Below are 18,180 nucleotides of genomic sequence, written 5' to 3'. Positions count from 1 at the left end.
ACCGTCGGAGAGCAGGCGAGGCGCCTACTCGGCGCTCGCCAGCAGGCTGGCGTTACCGCCCGCGGCGGTGGTGTCGATGCACAGGTGGCGCTCCACCACATAGCGCGTCGGGGCGATGACCTGAGTCTCCAGCTGGACGATGGGGCCGTCGCGCTCGGCGAGCGCGAGGCGCAGCTCCCGGGTCCAGTCGCCGGCCCCGGCGGCGGCCACGGCCACGATGCCCTTCAGGGCGGTGAGCGTCTCGGCGGCCACGGTGCCATCGAGGGCGGCGACCGGCGCCCCGGCCGCGCTCAGCGAGCGCACGTCGCCGTCCGCACCGGGGGCGACGATCAGCGCCGGACAGCCCGCGCCCAGCGCCTGCGCCGCCTGGGCGATGGCGATCTCGAGGGTCGGCCCCAGGCACAGCACCGGCCCCTTGGGATACTGCGCCAGCCGGTTGCTCTCCCCCGTCGGCCCCGGCAGCGTCTGCGGGGTCATGTCCAGGGCCGCGGTCTCGGCGAGCGCCTTGCGAATCACTCCGCGGCGCCCGGAGAGCGCCTTGCGCAGCACCTCGACCCGGTCGGGCCGCGCCGCCCAGTTGCGCGCGTCGAGGCCGTCGAGCGCCGCCTGGAGCGCGTCGAGGGACACGGCCTCGCCCTGGGGCGCGTCAAACTGCTCGACGGCGGCGGTGCGCCGGAAGCGCGGCACGTAGAGCGGGCCGCCGGCCTTGGGGCCGGTGCCCGACAGCCCCTCGCCGCCGAAGGGCTGCGAGCCGACGATGGCGCCGATCTGGTTGCGGTTGACGTAGATGTTGCCGACGTGGACCCGCTCGACGATCTGCTGCACGCGGTCGTCGATGCGGGTGTGCAGGCCGAAGGTCAGCCCGTAGCCCTTGGCGTTGATCGCATCGACCACCTTGTCGATGTCGCGCGCCTTGAAGGTGGCCACGTGCAGCACCGGACCGAAGATCTCGCGCTCCAGATCCTCGATGCCGCCGACCTCGACCACCGCCGGGGTGACGAAGGTGCCGCCGTCCGGGGCGGGCAGCGTCTTGAGCACCTTGCCGGCTTTTGCCTGCGCCGCCACGTAGCCGGCGATGTCGGCCTGGGCCTCGGCGTCGATCACCGGCGAGACGTCGGTGTCGGTGTTCCAGGGGTCGCCGATGGAGAGCGCGTCCATGGCGCCGTCGAGCATCGTCAGCAGCCGCTCCCGCGCCTCCTCCTGGACGTACAGCATGCGCAGCGCCGAGCAGCGCTGGCCGGCCGACTGGAAGGAAGAGATCAGGATGTCACGCACCGCCTGCTCGGTCAGCGCGCTCGAGTCCACGATCATGGCGTTGAGCCCGCCGGTCTCGGCGATCAGCGTCGCCTCCGGGCCGGCGTTCTTGGCCAGCGCCCGGTGGATGAGCTGTGCCACCTCGGTCGAGCCGGTGAAGCAGACCCCGGCGATGCGCGGGTCGCTGGTCAGCGGCCCGCCCACCGTGGGACCGTCGCCGGGCAGCAGCTGCAGCGCCGCCTCCGGCAGGCCGGCCTCGCGCATCAGCTCGACGGCGCGGGCGGCGATCAGCGGCGTCTGCTCGGCGGGCTTGGCGAGCACCGCGTTGCCCGCCGACAGCGCCGCGGCGATCTGGCCGGTGAAGATGGCCAGCGGGAAGTTCCAGGGGCTGATGCACACGAAGACGCCGCGCGCCTCGCCCGGCTCCTCGGCCTCCAGCCGCTCGCACTCGCAGGCGTAGTAGCGCAGGAAGTCCACCGCCTCGCGCACCTCGGCGATGCCGTCGAGGATCATCTTGCCGGCCTCGCGGGTGGCGATCACCGTCAGCTCGGCCATGTGTTCCTCATAAAGGTCAGCGGTGCGGCGCAGCACCTCTGCACGCTCGGCCGCCGGCCGGGCCGACCAGTCGCGGTAGCCGTCCTCGGCGGCGTCCAGCGCCGCCGCCACTTCCTCGGCAGTCGCCTCGAACACCTGGCCGACCACCCGCGAACCGTCGGCCGGCGACAGCGCATCCCGCGCCGTGCCCTGGGGCGCGGGACCGCCGACCAGCATCGGCGCCGCGGTCCAGGTGGCGTCGGCGAACGCCTCGCGCGCCGACAGCAGCGGCAGGATCGAGGCCGGCTCGTTGATCCGGTAGCCGCGAGAATTCTTGCGCTCGGGGGCGAACAGCTCGCCGGGACGGCGAATCGACGGATTGGCGATGGCGTCGCCCAGGCGCTCGAATCCGGCCACCGGGTCCTTCGCTACCTCGCTGGCGGGAATCGAGGTGTCCACCACCTGGTTGACGAAGGACGAGTTGGCGCCGTTCTCCAGCAGGCGGCGCACCAGGTAGGCCAGCAGGTCGCGGTGGGCGCCGACCGGAGCGTAGATGCGGCAGTGGGTGCCCTCCGACTGCTTGACGATATGATGCAGCGATTCGCCCATGCCATGCAGGCGCTGGAACTCATAGCTGTCCTTGTCGTCGCCGGCCATCGCGACCACCGCCGCGCAGGTGTGGGCGTTATGGGTGGCGAACTGCGGGTAGATGCGGTCGCGCCGCTCGAGCAGCATGCGCGCGCAGGCCATGTAGCTGACGTCGGTGTTGACCTTGCGGGTGAACACCGGGAAGGTCTCGACGCCCATCTCCTGGGCCAGCTTGATCTCGGTGTCCCAGTAGGCGCCCTTCACCAGCCGCACCATGATCTTGCGGTCGTGGCGCTCGGCCATGTCGTAGAGCGCCTCGATCACCGGGGCGGCGCGCCGCCCGTAGGCCTGCACCACGATGCCGAAGCCGTCCCAGCCGGCCAGCTCAGGGTCCGCCAGCAGTGCCTCGATGACGTCGAGGGACAGGTCCAGCCGGTCCTGCTCCTCGGCGTCGATGTTGAAGCCGATGTTGGCCTTGGCCGCCTGGCGGACCAGTTCCCGGGCCCGCGGCACCAGATCGCGCATCACCGTCTCGCGGTGGGTGGTCTCGTAGCGCGGGTGCAGCGCCGAGAGCTTCACCGAGATGCCGGGGCTGCCGCGCACGTCGCCCTTGGCCTGCTTGGCGATGGCGGCGATCGCCTGGGCATAGGCCTGGTGGTAGCGCAGCGCGTCGTCGTCGGTGCGCGCCGCCTCGCCCAGCATGTCGTAGGAGTAGGTGTAGCCCTGCTTCTCGAGCTCGCGGGCGTTCTTCATGCCCTCCTCGATGGTCTGGCCGAGCACGAACTGGCGGCCGAGAATCTTCATCGACCGGCCCACCGCAGTGCGCACCACCGGCTCGCCCATCCGGCGCACCAGCCCGCGCAGCGCGCGCACCGGGCCCTTAGGATCCTTTTCCAGCACGTTGCCGGTCAGCATCAGCGCCCAGGTCGAGGCGTTGACCATCGACGAGGACGACTTGCCCAGGTGGGCGCCCCAGTCGGACGGCTCGATCTTGTCGTGAATGAGATCGTCGATGGTCTCGGCATCGGGCACCCGCAGCAGCGCCTCGGCCAGGCACATCAGGCCGACGCCCTCGGCGGTGGAGAGGCCATATTCGGCCAGGAACGCCTCCATCATGCTGGGCGAGGTCTCCTTGCGCACCCGCGTCACGTAGTTGGCCCCGGCCTCGGCCACCTGGCGGCGCTGTTCCTGCGTGAGCTCGATGCGCTCGACCAGCCCGCGCAGCATCTCCGCCTCGTCGACGTTGTAGTGGGCGCGGATGCGCGAGCGCGTCTCGCTCACGGCATCGTGCGAATGAAGATTGGCTTCGTTCATGGTCGATCTCCTAGCGACGCACAGCGCATCGCCGATATTAAGGCTCGGATGGCGTCGTCGTTGTCGAAAGTCACTCATCTAGCGTAGGCGCCCGAGCGCGGGTTGTGCCCGGCGAGGTCGCCAACGCGCGACGGACGGTCGCGGCGGCGCCTTCAGGCTCCGCCGCGGCAGGCTTCGCGCGGCGCGCTCCTGCGCCCCGCGAAGCGAGTCACTCGGAAGGGCGCGAGGTCGAGGACCGGGGGCTCGCCGGCCAGGCGGGCGGCCAGCAGCTCGGCGGTGATCGCCGCCTGGGTCAGCCCCAGGTGCTGGTGGCCGAAGGCGAAGGCCACCGCCGGATGGTCCGGGTGGACGTCGATCACCGGCAGCGAATCCGGCAGCGTCGGGCGAAAGCCCATCCACTCCTCGGCGCCGTCGCCGAACCCGGTGGGATCGCGCAGCAGCGCCGCAGCATGCCGGCGAAGCGAAGCATAGCGACGCGCCCGGGGCGGTAGCGCCAGCCCGCCGAGCTCGGTGAAGCCGACGATGCGCAGCCCGCAGCTCATGGGGGTCAGCACGCAGCGGCGCTCCGCCGAGCCCACCGGCCGACTCAGCGCCCGGCCGTGCCCGGGCAGCGTCAGGTGGTAGCCGCGCTCCGTCTCCAGCGGGATCGACAGGCCGAGCCCGGCCGCCAGGCGATGGCTCCAGGCACCGGCGGCGACCACCGCGCGCTCGGCGTCCCGCACGCCGTCGTCGGTGTGCAGCCGCACGCCATCGCCCTGGGGCGCCAGTCGATTCACCCCGGTCCGATGCAGCTCGCCGCCGCGGGCCTCGAAGGCCTCGGCCAGCCGGCGCACCAGGGCATATGGATCGCGCACCTGATGAGCACCGGGAAAATACAGGCCGTGGCTGAGCATGCCGGAGAGCCCCGGCTCGAGGGCGCGAAGCTCGGCCGCCTCGAGCCATTCCACCTCATGCCCCCAGCGGCGAAGAGCGTCCATCCGCGCCCGGGCGTCGGCGCGCCCGCGCGCGGAGGCCCACACCTGCAGGTAGCCCGAGGCCACCAGCTCGTGCTCGGCGCCGATGTCGGCCAGGCAGCGACGCCAGGCATCCACCGCGGCGCCGTTCAGGGACGCCAGGGCCCGGCGCCCGCTTTCCACCTGACCCGGCCGGGCGGCGGCCAGGAAGCGTGCCAGCCAGGGAGCCAGCCGCGGCAGGTAGCGGGCCGGCAGCGCCAGGGCACCGTGGGGATCGAACCACAGCCGCGGCGCCTGGCGAAGGCTCACCGGGCTGGCCAGCGGATCAATCAGCTCGGTGGCCAGGAAGCCGGCGTTGCCGTAGGAGGCGCCCTCCCCCGGCCCCTTGGGATCGAACACGCTGACCGCATGCCCACGGCGTTGCAGGGCCAGGGCGGCGGTCATGCCGACCACCCCGGCACCGATCACCGCAATGCGGCTCATGCCCGCTCCCCTGCCGTCGGAGCGTCGCCCTCGGCGCGCCTGGAGAACCAGCCGAGCTGGGCGTAGAGAATGCCGAACAGCGGCGACAGCCAGCAGGCGAAAGCCAGGGGGATGTACAGCAAGGCGCTGAAGTCGCCGGCGCTCACGGTCAGCCCCAGGGCACCGATCACGAAGGCGCCGCCCGCGTTCCAGGGCACCAGCGGCGAGACCAGGGTGCCGCCCTCCTCGATGGCCCGGGACAGGTTGAGGCGCGAATAGCCCAGCTCATCGTAGGCCGGCTTGTACATGCGTCCCGGCAGGGCGATCGACAGGTAGACGTCGCCGGACACCACGTTGGTGGCGATGGAGGTCAGGATGGCGCTGGTCTGCAGCCCGCGAAAGCCCTTGAGGCGCTTCATGATGGCACCGACGATGGCCTCCAGGCAGCGGGTGCGCTCGAGCGCGCCGCCGTAGGCCAGGGCGAACATCATCAGCGTCACCACCCAGGTCATCGAGGTCACGCCGCCGCGGTTGAGCAGGCTGTCCAGGGTCTCGCTGCCGGTGGCGACGCTGAAACCGCTGTGGGCGAAGGTCAGGGCATCGTGCACGCTCGCCCCCTGGGTGAGGATGGCCACGCCGCCGCCCAGCATCACCCCGGTGAACAGCGCCGGAATCGGCGCCACCTTGAAGAACGCCAGGCCGATGACCACCACCAGCGGCAGCAGCTGCCAGGGGCCCATCACGAAGTTGTCGGCCAGGCCCTGCTTGATGGCGTCGATCCGCGTCAGGGTATCGGTCCCGCCGCCGCCGTCGGCCCCGCCGACCACGGCATACACCGCCAGCGCGATCAGCATCGCCGGCACGGTGGTGGGCATCATGTTGCGGATGTGGTCGAAGATGTTGGTCTCTGTGACCGCCGGCGACAGGTTGGTGGTGTCGGAGAGCGGCGAGATCTTGTCGCCGAAGAAGGCGCCGGAGACCACCGCCCCGGCGGTCCAGTAAAGCGGCACGCCGAAGGCGTCGCCGATGCCCATCAGCGCCAGGCCCACGGTGCCGACGGTGGTCCAGGAGGAGCCGATCGACAGCGATACCATCGAGCACATCAGCATGGCCGCGGCCAGGAACCAGCTCGGATCGATCATCTCCAGACCCAGGTAGATCAGCATCGGCACGGTGCCGCTGGCGATCCAGGTGCCCACCAGCATGCCGACGATGATCAGGGTGGCGATGGAGGGCATCGCCACGTGCAGCACCTGGAAGGCACCGGACTCGATGTCCTTCCAGCGATAGCCTTGCAGCCAACCAACCAGGGCGGTGATGCCGAAGCCGATGGCCAGCGGAATGTGCGGGGTGAAGTCGTCGTAATAGAAGATCTGCACGCCCAGCAGGGCGATGGTCAGCACCACCGGGATCAGCGCCAGCGGCAGGCGCGGCACCGGGATGACCGGGGTCGAATAGTCTTGCATCTTGAAGGCTCCCCGGGCGGGACGGGCCCGCCCTTCTTTGTCGTTGTCATCGTGTCGCAGGAGGCGAGGCTTGTCGGGTCAGTCGCGGCAGCGCTCGTAGGCCAGGATGGCGGCGGCCAGGTCTTCCACCGAGGCGCCCACCGACTTGAAGACGGTGATTGCACGCTCGGCATCGGCCAGCGCCACGCGGCCCGGGTGTCGCCCGCCGCACAGGTCGCGGAAGTCGGCGAGGATGTCGCCCTCGCCGATCACGCCGCTGGCGATCGGGTCGATCAGGTCGCCGGTCTCGCTCAGCGCGCCCTCGCGGGTGTCGACGAACACCGCGCCGCGGCGCATCACCTCGTCGTCGGCCTCGCGCATGAAGGGCGTGAAGCTGCCGACCAGGTCCAGGTGGGTGCCCGGCGTCAGCCACTCGCCGTGGATCAGCGGCTCGGGGCTCAGGGTGGCGCAGCTGATGATATCGGCCCGCCCGGCGGCCTCGGCCAGGCCATCCGCCGGCACCGCCTGGGCGTCCAGGCCCTCGTCGCGCAGCTCCGCGGCCAGGGCCTGGGCGCCGGCCTCGTGGATGTCCCATATTCGCACCCGCTCGATGGGGCGTACGGCGCGGTGCGCCGGGATCAGCCGGCGGCCCATGCGCCCGGCACCCACCATCAGCAGCTCGCGGCTGTCCTCGCGGGCCAGATAGCGGGCGGCCAGCGCCGACGCCGCAGCGGTGCGCCGGGCGGTCAGCTCGTTGGCCTCGAACTGGGCCAGGTGGTGGCCGGTGCGGGCGCAGCTCAGCAGGTAGTGGCCGGTCAGGCCCGGCTGGCCGCGACCGCTGTTGCCGGGGAAGACGTTGACCTGCTTGACGCCGAGATACTGGCCCTCGATCCAGGCCGGCATCAGCAGCAGGGTGGCGTCCGGATCGCCCGGCACGTGCAGGTGATGATGATGGCGCACCGGCGAATGCACGGTACGGGTGAAGATATCGTCCAGCGCTTCCACCAGCGCGCCCCAGGGCAGGCTGGTGGTAACTTGTTCGGCGTCGAGATACATGTCAGCCTCTTTTCAACGGTGCCCGGGCCAGTCTATGGGCCCCCGCCGACGGGCTCTTTGCCCTACCTCCGCAATCGTTGTTCCAGGCTCTGCACTACGCCGGTCCCGAGGAGGACGAAATGTCACAGACCCAGGCCCACTGCAACCGCATCGCCCGCAGCTCCGGCGAGCACTGCCACGACTACCCCCAGCTGATGCTGGGCTGGCGCGGCGCCATGGACTACGAGTTCAGCCGCGGCAGCGAACGCCTGGCGCTGGGCCGGGCGGCGATCCTGCCGGTGGGCGAGACGCACCGCTACCTGGGGCGCGGCGACGACAGCGAAGTGCTGGTGATCGACCTCGACCGCGACGATCCCTGCCTGGCCGCCCTGGAGCAGAGCTGTGAGCTGACGCTGCGCGAATCGCTGTTCGCCGAGCCGCGGGCGCTCACCCTGCCGCCGACGCTGATGCCGATGGTCGACTACGCCACCGCCCAGCTGCGCGGCCGGCACACGCCGCAGCAGGCGGCGCTGATCAACCACCAGCTGGCGCTGCTGTTCGTCAGCCAGTTCAGCCAGCTGCTCGGCGAGGAGGACCCGGGCGCCCGGCGGCGCGAACGCCTGCCCGCCGCGGCCCTCGACGCCTTCATCGACGAACGCTTGGACCTGCCGCCAGACAACCAGGCGCTGGCCGAGGCCATGCACCTCGGCCAGAGCCAGCTGCACCTGCTCTGCCAGCGCCAGTTCGGCGTGACCCCGCAGCAGTACGTGCTCACGCGCCGCCTGCAGTGGGCCCGCTACTGGCTATGCCAGACCGCGCGCCCGGTCGGCGAGATCGCCCTCGACCTGGGCTTCGCCGACGTCTCGACCTTTTCGCGGGCCTTCCGCCGCCGCACCGGCCGCTCGCCCAGCGAGGAACGCCGCCAGGGCGCCGTTACCGGCGCGCCCTGACGGTCCGCCAATCGAATCGCGGGGGATATCCCGGAGGGAAAGTGGGTGTGGATAAAGTAAGCCGCCTCGATGGGCGGCTTTTCAGAAAGCTGTGGTTGTCTACAAATAACACAGGCTGTCGAAGCCATAGCGAGTTACAAGATTCTCCCAAAGTAGGTCGCTGCTGCTCACTGCTCGAAATATCAATGGCTTAGCATCCCCTCCAGAGCCGCCAATGCACGTTGTGACATCCCTCCGTAGATACAATGTGGACACCGGGCGCCCAGGTCCTCCGGCGTGTGCTACGTTTTCTTAGATCTACGTAACCTACTCGGTGATCAGGGATGATCAAGCCTACCTTCCTCTTGCTCATTGTGGCTCTGCTGCCATCGTCTGCCAACGCTCAGGTCTATAAGTGCGAGATCGGCGACTCCACGGTTTATCAGGACGAGCCCTGCCCTGGTGCTGAGGTGACCATGACACTCGATAACGTCATGACTTATGAGGCGCCGGACCTTCACGAGCTGCGGCGTACTCTCCCTACTCCGCCCGACCGCTCCCAATCCTTAAACTCCAGCCAATCCAGTCTAGAGCGACGCAATGAAAGGGTCCAAGCCCAAGCTAGAGGTGAGATTGTCCCCGGAATGACAGAGGGACAGCTCTACGCGATGCTTGGCCAGCCCAGCTCTAGAAGAGATATCAGACTCTCTAATGGTGAGAGCTGTGAACGCTGGTCGTGGGTTAACCCTCGTTTCGCTGAAAGAAATTTCTATAGCGCTAGAATTTGTGACGGAGCGGTAGTTCGCCAGCCAACATTCGAAAACTTGGCAAAAGATCAATGAAACACGCCCTCGAGCTTATAATCCATACCCATAGCCAAAGAAAAGAATGCAATAAACGCCAATACGCAGTACACAAACCTCAGCTTGTCCCTATAAGAAAGAGAAGAATTTTCAAAGCTCTTCCTCTCCTCCACCAAGACTTTCTCCATTAAGTCTTGGAGTGCCACGATAGATATTTCAAGCATATCTTCTGGCCCAACCTTATCTTCTTTCAGGGCACGATCAACAACACCTTCCATTGCATCACTCATTTTCTCAGAAAGGCTATAAACACCGCCAACAATATTGGCCTCTTTAGTTAAAACCTGACTTTTCATAACATTGCAGCAATAATCAACCGTATTAAGCATTTTGATTGTATTATTATACTCTGCTTTCAAGCAAGCTCTTGCACTTATAAGTTCTTCTTTCGCACCCCTAAGAAGGCTTGAGGATCCTGACAACCTTTCCCTTGCGTTATCTAGAGCGTACCTTTTAATCTTTTCCTTGCCACCAAAACTTCTGCTCACCAAAGCTTCGGCATAAACATCTTCTTTAAGCTCATAGTCACTCATAGCCTCTTTATTTTCTAACTCCAAGCCCTCAAGCTTTTTCCAAGAGTTCTCATACTCAGCCAAACGTGACTCAAAATTACCAATTGAATCAATATACGCAAAAACACTCCTCTCTAAATCCTTTTTGTCTGAGGCCCTTTCTTCCCTAAGCCTTGACTCTTTTATGGTCTCTACAGACATATATGCAATAGATGCTGCAACCCCTGCCCCAAGCACAACCCCCACGCTTGATATATCTAAAACATCATACTTATTTAAAACATAACCAGTCACGAATGCGGCAACAGCAGCGCTCCCAGCGCAGCATATTTCCTTCCTGCTGCAGTGTTTAAAGAAGGCCCTGTACTTTATACTTTTGTGTGCAATCAGCCAAAATATAAACAGGCCATACACTAAAATATAGACAATAGAGACGCTGCTATACATTAAAAAACTCGCAATTGATTTATGCCTGCCGCCCTGGTACCACCTCGCCGCAGCCTTCCTGGCTAGTCGGTATCCGTCCCTGTCTGCTTGAGCGTCTTCCAGCGGCACGCCATCGCTCGGAGGAAAGGCGAGGCTTTCTTCGGAGCCTACCATATCGAAACGCCGAGGATAGAGAGCGTGGTCCATGGCATGGCCCGCCGCCTCGCTGGACGCCTTCTGCCGGTGTTGGGCGGCCAGCCCCCAGCGTAGGCCGCGGATCCGGTATCGGCCTTCACGTCGTCATATGCCTGCAACATGACGGGGCTAAGGTGGCTTCGTGACGAGGCGACTCGTGACGGGGGAATGGGAAGTCCATACAGATGCGAGGTTGGCCCGCCAATTGGCGGGCCTTTTTTATATTCGCCGTCGATGATCCGCCACATGAAGGGGATGGCTCAGCGAACGCAGCGCCTGGCGCTTTCTCCAGGATAGGGCCATGCCGCGCTACCCCTCTCCGGCCTTGAACCCGCGCGCTTGCGATTGCTTCCGGGAGCCTTTCGCTGTGATGGGCGCGGCGATACATCCTGTGGACTCGGCCGATAGGCTGATGACTTGAGCGCGAACAGCCGTCGCCGATTGCTGCATTTTCTGGACTCGCAGTGCCAGGGGGATGGGTAGGCTTTGGAGACTTACCTGGCTCCCCGCTTGCGTAAGTACTTGAAGGCCCGTCCGTCCCGTCGGGTCTTTTTTATGCCTGTGGATGGCGATAACAAGGGAGCGTGGACACTTTCTGGACACCCACAAAAAAACCGCCTCCACTGGGCGGTTTGATTGACGCTCTAACGTATTGATGGCAAAGCACTTTAAATGGTGCCGGCACCAGGAGTCGAACCCGGGACCTACTGATTACAAGTCAGTTGCTCTACCAACTGAGCTATGCCGGCAACGGCGCTTGCTATCAAACGAGGAGGCATTACAGCCTCCTGAGCGAGAAAAACCGTGAACCTTCGTTCACGGCTTCTCGAAAACTTATGTTGGCGTGGCTGGGGTAGCAGGATTCGAACCTGCGCATGCCGATACCAAAAACCGGTGCCTTACCGCTTGGCTATACCCCAACGTGGTGGCCAGAGACGGAATCGAACCGCCGACACGGGGATTTTCAATCCCCTGCTCTACCGACTGAGCTATCTGGCCCTCGCCAACGGTGCGTATTAAACCCTAATGGCCCGCTGGCGTCAACCCTTTTCGTTTCAGAACCTTGGGAGAGGCCGGCGGGTCTCGTGGCGACTATTGCCCGGGCGGCACATAGCCTTCTGCCTGGTCGGTCTGCTCGTTGTCGAGGAAGCGTTCGAGCTGCTGCATCAGGTACTCGCGAGCCTCGGGCTCCAGCATGTTGAGATGCTTCTCGTTGATCAGGCGAGTCTGCAGGGCCTGCCACTCCTCCCAGGCGCGCTTGGAGACGCTGGCCTGGATCTCCTGGCCTTTCTTGCCGGGAAGCGGCGGAAACGGCAAGGCCTCCAGCTCTTGCTGGTACTTGCGGCAGAAGACGGTCTGGCTCATCGGTGATGGCTCCTGGATGACGAAAGTTAAGGGGCGTCCTGGACGCTCAGGGTGAAGGGGCGCAGCGCTTCCAGCAAGCCTTTCACCGGAGCGGCCAGGCCAATGCTGTCCGGGTCGGCGGGATCAAACCAGCGCCGCGCCTCGCCCACGGCATCGAGGCGACCCACCCGCGCCGGCTGAGGCGTGATCTCGAGGCGGAAGTGGCTGAACACGTGAGTGAAGGCCTCCCACGGTGCCTCCAGGCTCGCCCCAGGGGCGTGCTGGTCGAGCCAGGCCTTCAGGTCGCCCGATGCCTCGAACTGCGGCAGGCTCCACAGGCCACCCCACAGGCCGCTGGAGGGGCGCTGCTCGAGCAGCACCCGCCCCGCCTCGTCCTGCAGCAGCAGCATGGTGGTGGTGCGGGTGGGAATGGCCTTCTTGGGTTTGGATTCCGGAAAGCGCTTCTGCTCGCCGCGCGCCCGGGCCACGCAGACGTCGCCGAAAGGGCAGCGCTCACAGTCGGGCTGGCCGCGACGGCACAGGGTGGCACCGAGGTCCATCATCGCCTGGGTGAAGTCGACCACCCGGCGTTCGGGCGTGTAGTGCTCGGCCAAGACCCACAGCTCGCGCTCCACCGCGGGGCGCCCCGGCCAGCCCTCCACGGCGTGCAGACGAGTGAGCACTCGCTTGACGTTGCCGTCGAGGATCACCGCTCGCTCGCCGGTGCTCTGGGCGATGATCGCCCCGGCGGTGGAACGGCCGATGCCGGGCAGCGCGGCCATGGCGTCGAGGCTGTGCACCGGGAAGTCGCCGTCGTGCTCGTCCACCACCGCCCGGGCGGCCTTGTGCAGGTTGCGCCCGCGGGCGTAGTAGCCGAGCCCGGTCCATAGGTGCAGCACTTCGTCCTGGGACGCCGCCGCCAGGTCATGGACGTTCGGAAACCGAGCCATGAAGCGTTCGAAATAGGGGATCACGGTGGCGACCTGGGTCTGCTGCAGCATGATCTCCGATACCCACACTCGGTAGGGGGTACGATCGTGCTGCCAGGGCAGGTCATGGCGACCGTGAACATCGAACCAGTCGAGCAGGCGATACTGGAAGGTTTCGGGGGGCAGGATGGCGGGGATCGTCTCCGTCATGGGCATTCTCGGCACGAAAAAAAGCGCCGACGCGAGGGTCGGCGCAGGACTGGCTATTGCTTGCTCACTTGAACAGACCTTCGAGGGTGTCACGAAGTTCCCGACGGGAATCCTCGCCGATGCGTTCATCGAGTTTTTTCACCGCGTCGCCGAGGCTGTCGCGCAGTTCCTCGTCGGCGCGTCGGGTGGCCTCGCGACGCAGCAAGTCGCCCAGGGTGGACTGGAAAGCCTCGCGGTCGAAGCGGCACCACTCGGCGCTGTCGCCGCCGAGCTGGCCTTCGCAGCGCACCGGGATAGGCACGTCGACCAGCCGCGGATTGACCTCGCAGGCGGCATCCACGTTCTCGCCGGTGAAGCGAGCGTTGGCACGCAGGTCGAAGCGTTCGCTGGTCAGGTCGAACTGGCCATTGCCGCCCAGGGCGATGCCCGGCAGCGTCAGGGCCAGGTCGTCGCTCTCGGCCACGCCGTCGCGTATGCGGAAGCCAGCCTCGGCGCGCTGGAAGCGGGTATCGGCGGCCCAGTCGCGGCTAGTGCTGTCGCCTTCCAGGCGCGCCGCGGTGGTGCACAGCTCTCGGGAAACGTTGACGCCGGTGAGCCGGCCTTCGGCCATCCGCGCGTCCAGATGACCGTTCAGGGCACGCTTGAGCTCGGCGACGCTGTTGCCACGGGTCGAGAGTTCACCGTCGGCATTCAGACGGCCCTCCACCGGGGCCGGTTCGTCGCTCAGCGAGGCCAGCAGCGAGCCCAGGCGCAGCCCCTCGACGTGGGGCGTCAGCTGCCATTGCAGCGGCATCTCGCGAGCATTCAGCTCGCCGGTGGCCGACAGCTGGCCGTCGTGGAAGCCGGACTCGAAGGCCTCGAGGCGGTGGCGGCCGCTCTCCCCGGCCAGCGTCAGTTGGACGTCGCTGAAGGTCTGGCGCATCAGGATCAGCTCGCCGAGGCTCAGCTTGGCATCGAGATCGAGCTCAGCCAGCCATTCGGCGGGCAGCAGCGCGCCCTGCCCATCCTGGGCGAGGGCCCGCCCGATGCCTGGCAGGCTGGGGCCGCCGACGGCAGAAGCTTCCTCGGCGTCGGTGGGTGGCAGGTAGCCGTCCATGTCGAGGCGATCGCCTTGGAGATCGGCCTCCAGACGAGTGCCATCGAAGCGACCGCCCAGGCGGCCATTGAAGGTACTGCCGTCCAGCGTCAGGGTCAGGCCATCCAGAGTGAAACGTTCCATGTCGCCCTGGATCGGGCTGGTCAGCCCCACTTCGCCCAACGCCGCCGTGGAGGCCATGCGCGGCATCACTCCGAGACGCACCAGCCAGGGGCGCAGCGACAGTTCGGTCAGCCTCAGCTGGCCCTCATAGGCTGGTGCCTCGGCCAGTTCGCTGAGCGACAGGTTGCCCTTGAGCTCCAGACCGTCGGGGCCGGTCAGCGCCAGCTCACGCAGTTGGGCGGTCTGGGCGGCCAGGTCGGCATCAAGGGCGAAGGCCAGCGACAGCGGCAGGCGCTTTTCGCCCAGGCGCGGGTCCTGCAGGCCGACGTCCAATTGGCTGCCGGTCAGCTGCAGGCGATCGCCGGCCAGGTCGAGCACCAGCTCGTCGGCGTCGAACTGAGCCTCCTGAGGCTTTTCTTCGCCATCGAGCCGAGTACTGGCATCCAGCGACAGGCCCTTGAGCAGGTGACGCCCCTCGGCAAGCCCCAGGCTGACCCGGGTCTCGAGGTTCAGCTGGCTGACCAGCCAAGGTGCCGAGCCCCCGAGATCGTCGCTCAGGGCGACCTCGAGACTGGCACTGAGCGGGAAGGGCTGGTCGGGATTGACGTTGCTGCCGGTGATGTTGACGCCCTCGAGGCTCAAGCTGCGCTCGGCCTGGGCGTCGCGGAAGTCGATGCTCCCCTCTCGCACCTGAACGCTGGCGATATTGAGCGCCACGTCCAGGCCGCTGGCATCGGGGTTGGGGCCGGCGCTGGCCGGTGCCAGCACGGCCTCCGCTTCCTCGCCGCGGTTGCGTAGCCGTTCGATCAGCGTCTGCCAATTACCGCGGCCCGCCGCGTCGCGCTCGAGATTCAGCGCCAGGCCATCGAGGGTCAGGCCATCGATGGCGATCTCGCCGCGCAGCAGCGGGGCGAAGGCCAGGCTGACTTCGGCGTGGTCGAAGGCGGCGAAGGGCGTGGCGTCGGCGGCCTGGCTGGGCAGTCGCGCCTCGGCCGCAGCCACGCCGACTCCCAGGCGCGGATAGAAGGACCAGGTCAGCGGTCCATCGAGTTCCAGCTCGAGCCCGCTGTGCTCGCGCACCACTTCCACCAGTCGCGGCTTGAGGTCTTCGGGGTCAAAGAAGGTGGTGATGAACACCACCACTCCGACCAGCACCAGGCCGAGTACCCCGACGGCGGCCAGCAGGGTCCGCAGGATTCGCTTCATTGCCCGGCTCCTTTGGGCGTGAGATCCAGTTCGAAAAAGTCACCGGTCTGGGTCAACCGGTAACCCATGCGGCTCAGCAGTACCTGGTCGGCCATCGGCAGTTGGGAAGCCAGCACCCTCAGACGCTGCCCCTCGGCATGGGCCGCCTCGCCGATGAGGGCCAGCAGCCGCGAGCCGACGCCGCGGCGTCGGGTGGTCTGGCGCACGCAGAGATGCGACAGCCACCAGGCACCGTCTTCCGGCGATACGGCCAGCGCCCCCAGCAGGCGATCATTGAAGCGCGCGCAGCAGAAAAAGCGCTCGGCCGCCAGGTGCTCGCCAACGAAGGCCTCGGGCGTGCTCGGCAGGCGCTCTGCGGGGGCATCGGCATAGATGCGAATCAGGTCGTGACGGACTTGGGCATCCGCGTCCCAGGTCGCTTGATCGACGCGCTGTAGCGTGACCGGCATGCAGGTATCTCCTGAGGCTTGGCAGGACGAGCCTGCCGCATAGTGGGGGCATTGTAGCGAATGGGGGTAGCGTTTCACTATAATGGCAGCCTTGCAACGGCGGGGCCGCCCCGTCTTTCCGCCCCGACGGCGGCCCCCATTTCGACACGCGCCCAGGCGCTGGAGACCCGACATGTCCGAGCGTATCGCCACGGTCACCCGCGACACCAAGGAAACCCAGATCACCGTTACCGTGAACCTCGATGGAGAGGGTAAGCTGATCTGCGAGACCGGTGTGCCCTTCCTCGACCACATGCTCGACCAGGTAGCCCGTCACGGGCTGATCGACCTGGAGATCAAGGCGGTGGGCGACCTGCACATCGACGATCACCACACCGTCGAGGATCTCGGCATCACCCTGGGTCAGGCCTTCGACCAGGCGATCGGCGACAAGCGCGGCATCTACCGCTACGGCCACGCCTACGTGCCGCTGGACGAGGCGCTGTCACGGGTCGTGGTAGACTTCTCCGGGCGCCCGGGGCTGTTCATGGACGTCGAGTTCACCCGCGCCAGCATCGGCCGCCTGGACACCCAGCTGTTCTGGGAGTTCTTCCAGGGCTTCGTGAACCACGCCAAGGTCACCCTGCACATCGACAACCTAAAGGGCTTCAACGCCCACCATCAGGCGGAAACCATCTTCAAGGCCTTCGGCCGCGCGCTGCGCATGGCCGCCGCCGAAGACCCGCGCATGGCCGGCCAGATGCCGTCCACCAAGGGCAGCCTGTGATCCCGCCGACCGACACGAGGAGCGTCCCATGACCATTGCCGTCATCGACTACGGAATGGGCAACCTGCATTCCGTCGCCAAGGCACTGGAGCACGTCACCCATGAGCACGTGGTGGTGACCCGCGACGCCCGTCGCATCCAGGGTGCCACGCGCCTGGTACTGCCCGGCCAGGGCGCTATCCGCGACTGCATGGGCGAGCTCGAGCGCACCGAACTGCGCGGCCTGGTCCAGGAGTTGCTGGACCAGCAGGCCAAACCGCTGCTGGGCATCTGTGTCGGCCAGCAGATGCTCCACGAGCGCAGCGAGGAGAACGGCGGCATCGACTGCCTGGGCTTCATGTCCGGCCAGGTCCGCCGCTTTCCCGCCGACATGCGCGACGACATGGAGCACCGCCAGAAAGTACCACACATGGGCTGGAACCTGGTGCGCCAACACCACGAGCATCCGCTGTGGCAAGGCATCGACGACCTGGAGCACTTCTACTTCGTGCACAGCTACTATGTAGAGGCCTCCGAGGATGCGCAGGTGTTCGGCACCACCGACTACGGTCGCGTCACCGCTCACGTGGCCACCGGCCGCGATGCCACCTTCGCCGTGCAGTTCCACCCGGAGAAGAGCTCCCGGGCCGGCCTGCGGCTGCTGGAAAACTTCGTACAGTGGATGCCCTGAGTGGGGCTCCTGCCTTGTGCGCCCGCCATCGCGCCATGGTGACGTTGCAGGGGCGCCCACGATCGCGCCAATGACAATTTTTCAGGGCGCCCGCCACCGCGCCCACGACAACAGGGCCCCACAAGCGCCCGTAGAGGACTGGACATGCTGGTAATCCCCGCCATCGATCTCAAGGACGGCAAGTGCGTCCGCCTCAAGCAGGGCCGGATGGACGATGCCACCACCTACGGCGACGACCCCGTGGCCATGGCCGCGCGCTGGGTCAACGCCGGCGCCCGCCGCCTGCACCTGGTCGATCTCAACGGCGCCTTCGAGGGCGCACCGGTCAACGGCGAGGCGGTCACCGCCATCGCCCGCGCCTATCCGCAGCTGCCGATCCAGATTGGTGGCGGCATCCGCGAGGCCGCCACCATCGAGCACTACCTGGAGGCCGGCGTCTCCCAGGTGATCATCGGCACCAAGGCGGTCAAGGAACCGGCCTTCGTCACCGAAATGTGCAAGGCATTCCCCGGCCACGTGATCGTCGGCCTCGACGCCCGGGACGGCTTCGTCGCCACCGACGGTTGGGCCGAGGTCTCGACCCAGAAAGCCACCGAGCTGGCCAAGCGCTTCGCCGACGACGGCGTATCCTCGATCGTCTACACCGACATCGCCCGCGACGGCATGATGGGCGGCGTCAACGTCGAGGCCACCGCCGAGCTGGCCCGCGAGGGCGGCCTGCCGGTCATCGCTTCCGGCGGGGTGACCAACCTCGACGACCTGCGAGCGCTGATCGCGGCCGGCGAGCCGGGCATCCTCGGCGCTATCACCGGCCGCGCCATCTACGAAGGCAGCCTGGACGTGGCCGAAGCCCAGGCGCTGTGTGACGAACTCACCAGCCAACGCGACGGGAGCTGAT

At 66.7% G+C, this 18,180-nt stretch carries 13 protein-coding genes and 3 tRNA genes; 4 read left to right on the top strand and 12 right to left on the bottom strand.

The features are described from left to right. Positions 1-24: 24 nt before the first annotated feature. From putA to lhpI, 4 genes are all read right to left on the bottom strand, one after another. Positions 25-3,690, bottom strand: coding sequence for a bifunctional proline dehydrogenase/L-glutamate gamma-semialdehyde dehydrogenase PutA (putA, locus tag ACGTN6_RS06045; RefSeq protein WP_394590414.1), 3,666 nt, complete (start codon positions 3,688-3,690; stop codon positions 25-27). Between the two features lie 152 nt (positions 3,691-3,842). After that, positions 3,843-5,126 (bottom strand): FAD-dependent oxidoreductase, encoded by a 1,284-nt coding sequence (locus ACGTN6_RS06040; RefSeq protein ID WP_394590413.1) that lies wholly within the window; start codon positions 5,124-5,126, stop codon positions 3,843-3,845. Further along, positions 5,123-6,571, bottom strand: coding sequence for a Na+/H+ antiporter NhaC (gene nhaC, locus ACGTN6_RS06035; RefSeq protein ID WP_394590412.1), 1,449 nt, complete (start codon positions 6,569-6,571; stop codon positions 5,123-5,125). Before nhaC ends, ACGTN6_RS06040 begins: the two co-directional genes overlap by 4 nt. 78 nt (positions 6,572-6,649) lie before the next feature. Continuing rightward, positions 6,650-7,606 (bottom strand): bifunctional Delta(1)-pyrroline-2-carboxylate/Delta(1)-piperideine-2-carboxylate reductase, encoded by a 957-nt coding sequence (gene lhpI / locus ACGTN6_RS06030; RefSeq protein WP_394590410.1) that lies wholly within the window; start codon positions 7,604-7,606, stop codon positions 6,650-6,652. A gap of 119 nt (positions 7,607-7,725) precedes the next feature. Between lhpI and ACGTN6_RS06025 the strand changes: the two genes are divergently transcribed. Next, complete coding sequence (locus tag ACGTN6_RS06025; protein WP_394590408.1) at positions 7,726-8,535, top strand: helix-turn-helix transcriptional regulator; 810 nt, start codon at positions 7,726-7,728, stop codon at positions 8,533-8,535. A gap of 814 nt (positions 8,536-9,349) precedes the next feature. Here the strand turns inward: ACGTN6_RS06025 and ACGTN6_RS06020 are convergent. The 8 genes from ACGTN6_RS06020 to ACGTN6_RS05985 all read right to left on the bottom strand — a co-directional run bounded on the left by ACGTN6_RS06020 (position 9,350) and on the right by ACGTN6_RS05985 (position 15,846). Further along, positions 9,350-10,522, bottom strand: a complete 1,173-nt coding sequence (locus ACGTN6_RS06020) for a hypothetical protein (protein WP_394590407.1) — start codon at positions 10,520-10,522, stop codon at positions 9,350-9,352. 661 nt (positions 10,523-11,183) lie between these two features. Further along, positions 11,184-11,259 (bottom strand) — tRNA-Thr (locus tag ACGTN6_RS06015). 96 nt (positions 11,260-11,355) lie between these two features. Next, positions 11,356-11,430, bottom strand: a tRNA-Gln gene (locus ACGTN6_RS06010). Positions 11,431-11,433: 3 nt separating this feature from the next. After that, positions 11,434-11,509 (bottom strand) — tRNA-Phe (locus tag ACGTN6_RS06005). A gap of 93 nt (positions 11,510-11,602) precedes the next feature. Further along, positions 11,603-11,875: an oxidative damage protection protein gene (locus tag ACGTN6_RS06000; protein WP_183388741.1), complete on the bottom strand. Its 273-nt coding sequence runs from the start codon at positions 11,873-11,875 to the stop codon at positions 11,603-11,605. A gap of 26 nt (positions 11,876-11,901) precedes the next feature. After that, positions 11,902-12,993: an A/G-specific adenine glycosylase gene (gene mutY / locus ACGTN6_RS05995; RefSeq protein WP_394590405.1), complete on the bottom strand. Its 1,092-nt coding sequence runs from the start codon at positions 12,991-12,993 to the stop codon at positions 11,902-11,904. A 64-nt stretch (positions 12,994-13,057) separates the two neighbouring features. Then, complete coding sequence (locus tag ACGTN6_RS05990) at positions 13,058-15,397, bottom strand: AsmA family protein (protein WP_394590403.1); 2,340 nt, start codon at positions 15,395-15,397, stop codon at positions 13,058-13,060. After that, on the bottom strand, positions 15,394-15,846 hold the full coding sequence (locus ACGTN6_RS05985; RefSeq protein WP_394590402.1) for an acetyl-CoA sensor PanZ family protein: 453 nt from the start codon (positions 15,844-15,846) through the stop codon (positions 15,394-15,396). Before ACGTN6_RS05985 ends, ACGTN6_RS05990 begins: the two co-directional genes overlap by 4 nt. 172 nt (positions 15,847-16,018) lie before the next feature. Here ACGTN6_RS05985 and hisB point away from each other — a divergent pair, with 172 nt between their 5' ends. From hisB to hisA, 3 genes are all read left to right on the top strand, one after another. Next, positions 16,019-16,612: an imidazoleglycerol-phosphate dehydratase HisB gene (gene hisB, locus ACGTN6_RS05980; protein ID WP_394590401.1), complete on the top strand. Its 594-nt coding sequence runs from the start codon at positions 16,019-16,021 to the stop codon at positions 16,610-16,612. 28 nt (positions 16,613-16,640) lie between these two features. Further along, the gene (gene hisH, locus ACGTN6_RS05975) at positions 16,641-17,282 is read left to right on the top strand and encodes an imidazole glycerol phosphate synthase subunit HisH (protein WP_394590400.1); all 642 of its coding nucleotides are present in this window, start codon (positions 16,641-16,643) and stop codon (positions 17,280-17,282) included. A 144-nt stretch (positions 17,283-17,426) separates the two neighbouring features. Continuing rightward, positions 17,427-18,179, top strand: coding sequence for a 1-(5-phosphoribosyl)-5-[(5-phosphoribosylamino)methylideneamino]imidazole-4-carboxamide isomerase (hisA, locus tag ACGTN6_RS05970; RefSeq protein ID WP_394590399.1), 753 nt, complete (start codon positions 17,427-17,429; stop codon positions 18,177-18,179). Position 18,180: the final 1 nt, after the last annotated feature.

It is taken from the genome of Halomonas sp. B23F22_20 (assembly GCF_043496985.1).
In the GTDB taxonomy this organism is placed as follows: domain Bacteria; phylum Pseudomonadota; class Gammaproteobacteria; order Pseudomonadales; family Halomonadaceae; genus Halomonas.
Note: the sequence above shows the minus strand (reverse complement) of the source record. Positions and strands in the feature narration are given on the sequence as shown.

Excerpts from the sequence above, each read along its gene's own strand:
- hisA (WP_394590399.1), top strand. The coding sequence starts at position 17,427 with ATGCTGGTAATCCCCGCCATCGATCTCAAGGACGGCAAGTGCGTCCGC.
- ACGTN6_RS06020 (WP_394590407.1), bottom strand. The coding sequence starts at position 10,522 with ATGGACCACGCTCTCTATCCTCGGCGTTTCGATATGGTAGGCTCCGAA.
- ACGTN6_RS06025 (WP_394590408.1), top strand. The coding sequence starts at position 7,726 with ATGTCACAGACCCAGGCCCACTGCAACCGCATCGCCCGCAGCTCCGGC.
- ACGTN6_RS05990 (WP_394590403.1), bottom strand. The coding sequence starts at position 15,397 with ATGAAGCGAATCCTGCGGACCCTGCTGGCCGCCGTCGGGGTACTCGGC.
- hisB (WP_394590401.1), top strand. The coding sequence starts at position 16,019 with ATGTCCGAGCGTATCGCCACGGTCACCCGCGACACCAAGGAAACCCAG.
- mutY (WP_394590405.1), bottom strand. The coding sequence starts at position 12,993 with ATGACGGAGACGATCCCCGCCATCCTGCCCCCCGAAACCTTCCAGTAT.
- hisH (WP_394590400.1), top strand. The coding sequence starts at position 16,641 with ATGACCATTGCCGTCATCGACTACGGAATGGGCAACCTGCATTCCGTC.
- ACGTN6_RS05985 (WP_394590402.1), bottom strand. The coding sequence starts at position 15,846 with ATGCCGGTCACGCTACAGCGCGTCGATCAAGCGACCTGGGACGCGGAT.
- lhpI (WP_394590410.1), bottom strand. The coding sequence starts at position 7,606 with ATGTATCTCGACGCCGAACAAGTTACCACCAGCCTGCCCTGGGGCGCG.
- nhaC (WP_394590412.1), bottom strand. The coding sequence starts at position 6,571 with ATGCAAGACTATTCGACCCCGGTCATCCCGGTGCCGCGCCTGCCGCTG.
- putA (WP_394590414.1), bottom strand. The coding sequence starts at position 3,690 with ATGAACGAAGCCAATCTTCATTCGCACGATGCCGTGAGCGAGACGCGC.
- ACGTN6_RS06000 (WP_183388741.1), bottom strand. The coding sequence starts at position 11,875 with ATGAGCCAGACCGTCTTCTGCCGCAAGTACCAGCAAGAGCTGGAGGCC.
- ACGTN6_RS06040 (WP_394590413.1), bottom strand. The coding sequence starts at position 5,126 with ATGAGCCGCATTGCGGTGATCGGTGCCGGGGTGGTCGGCATGACCGCC.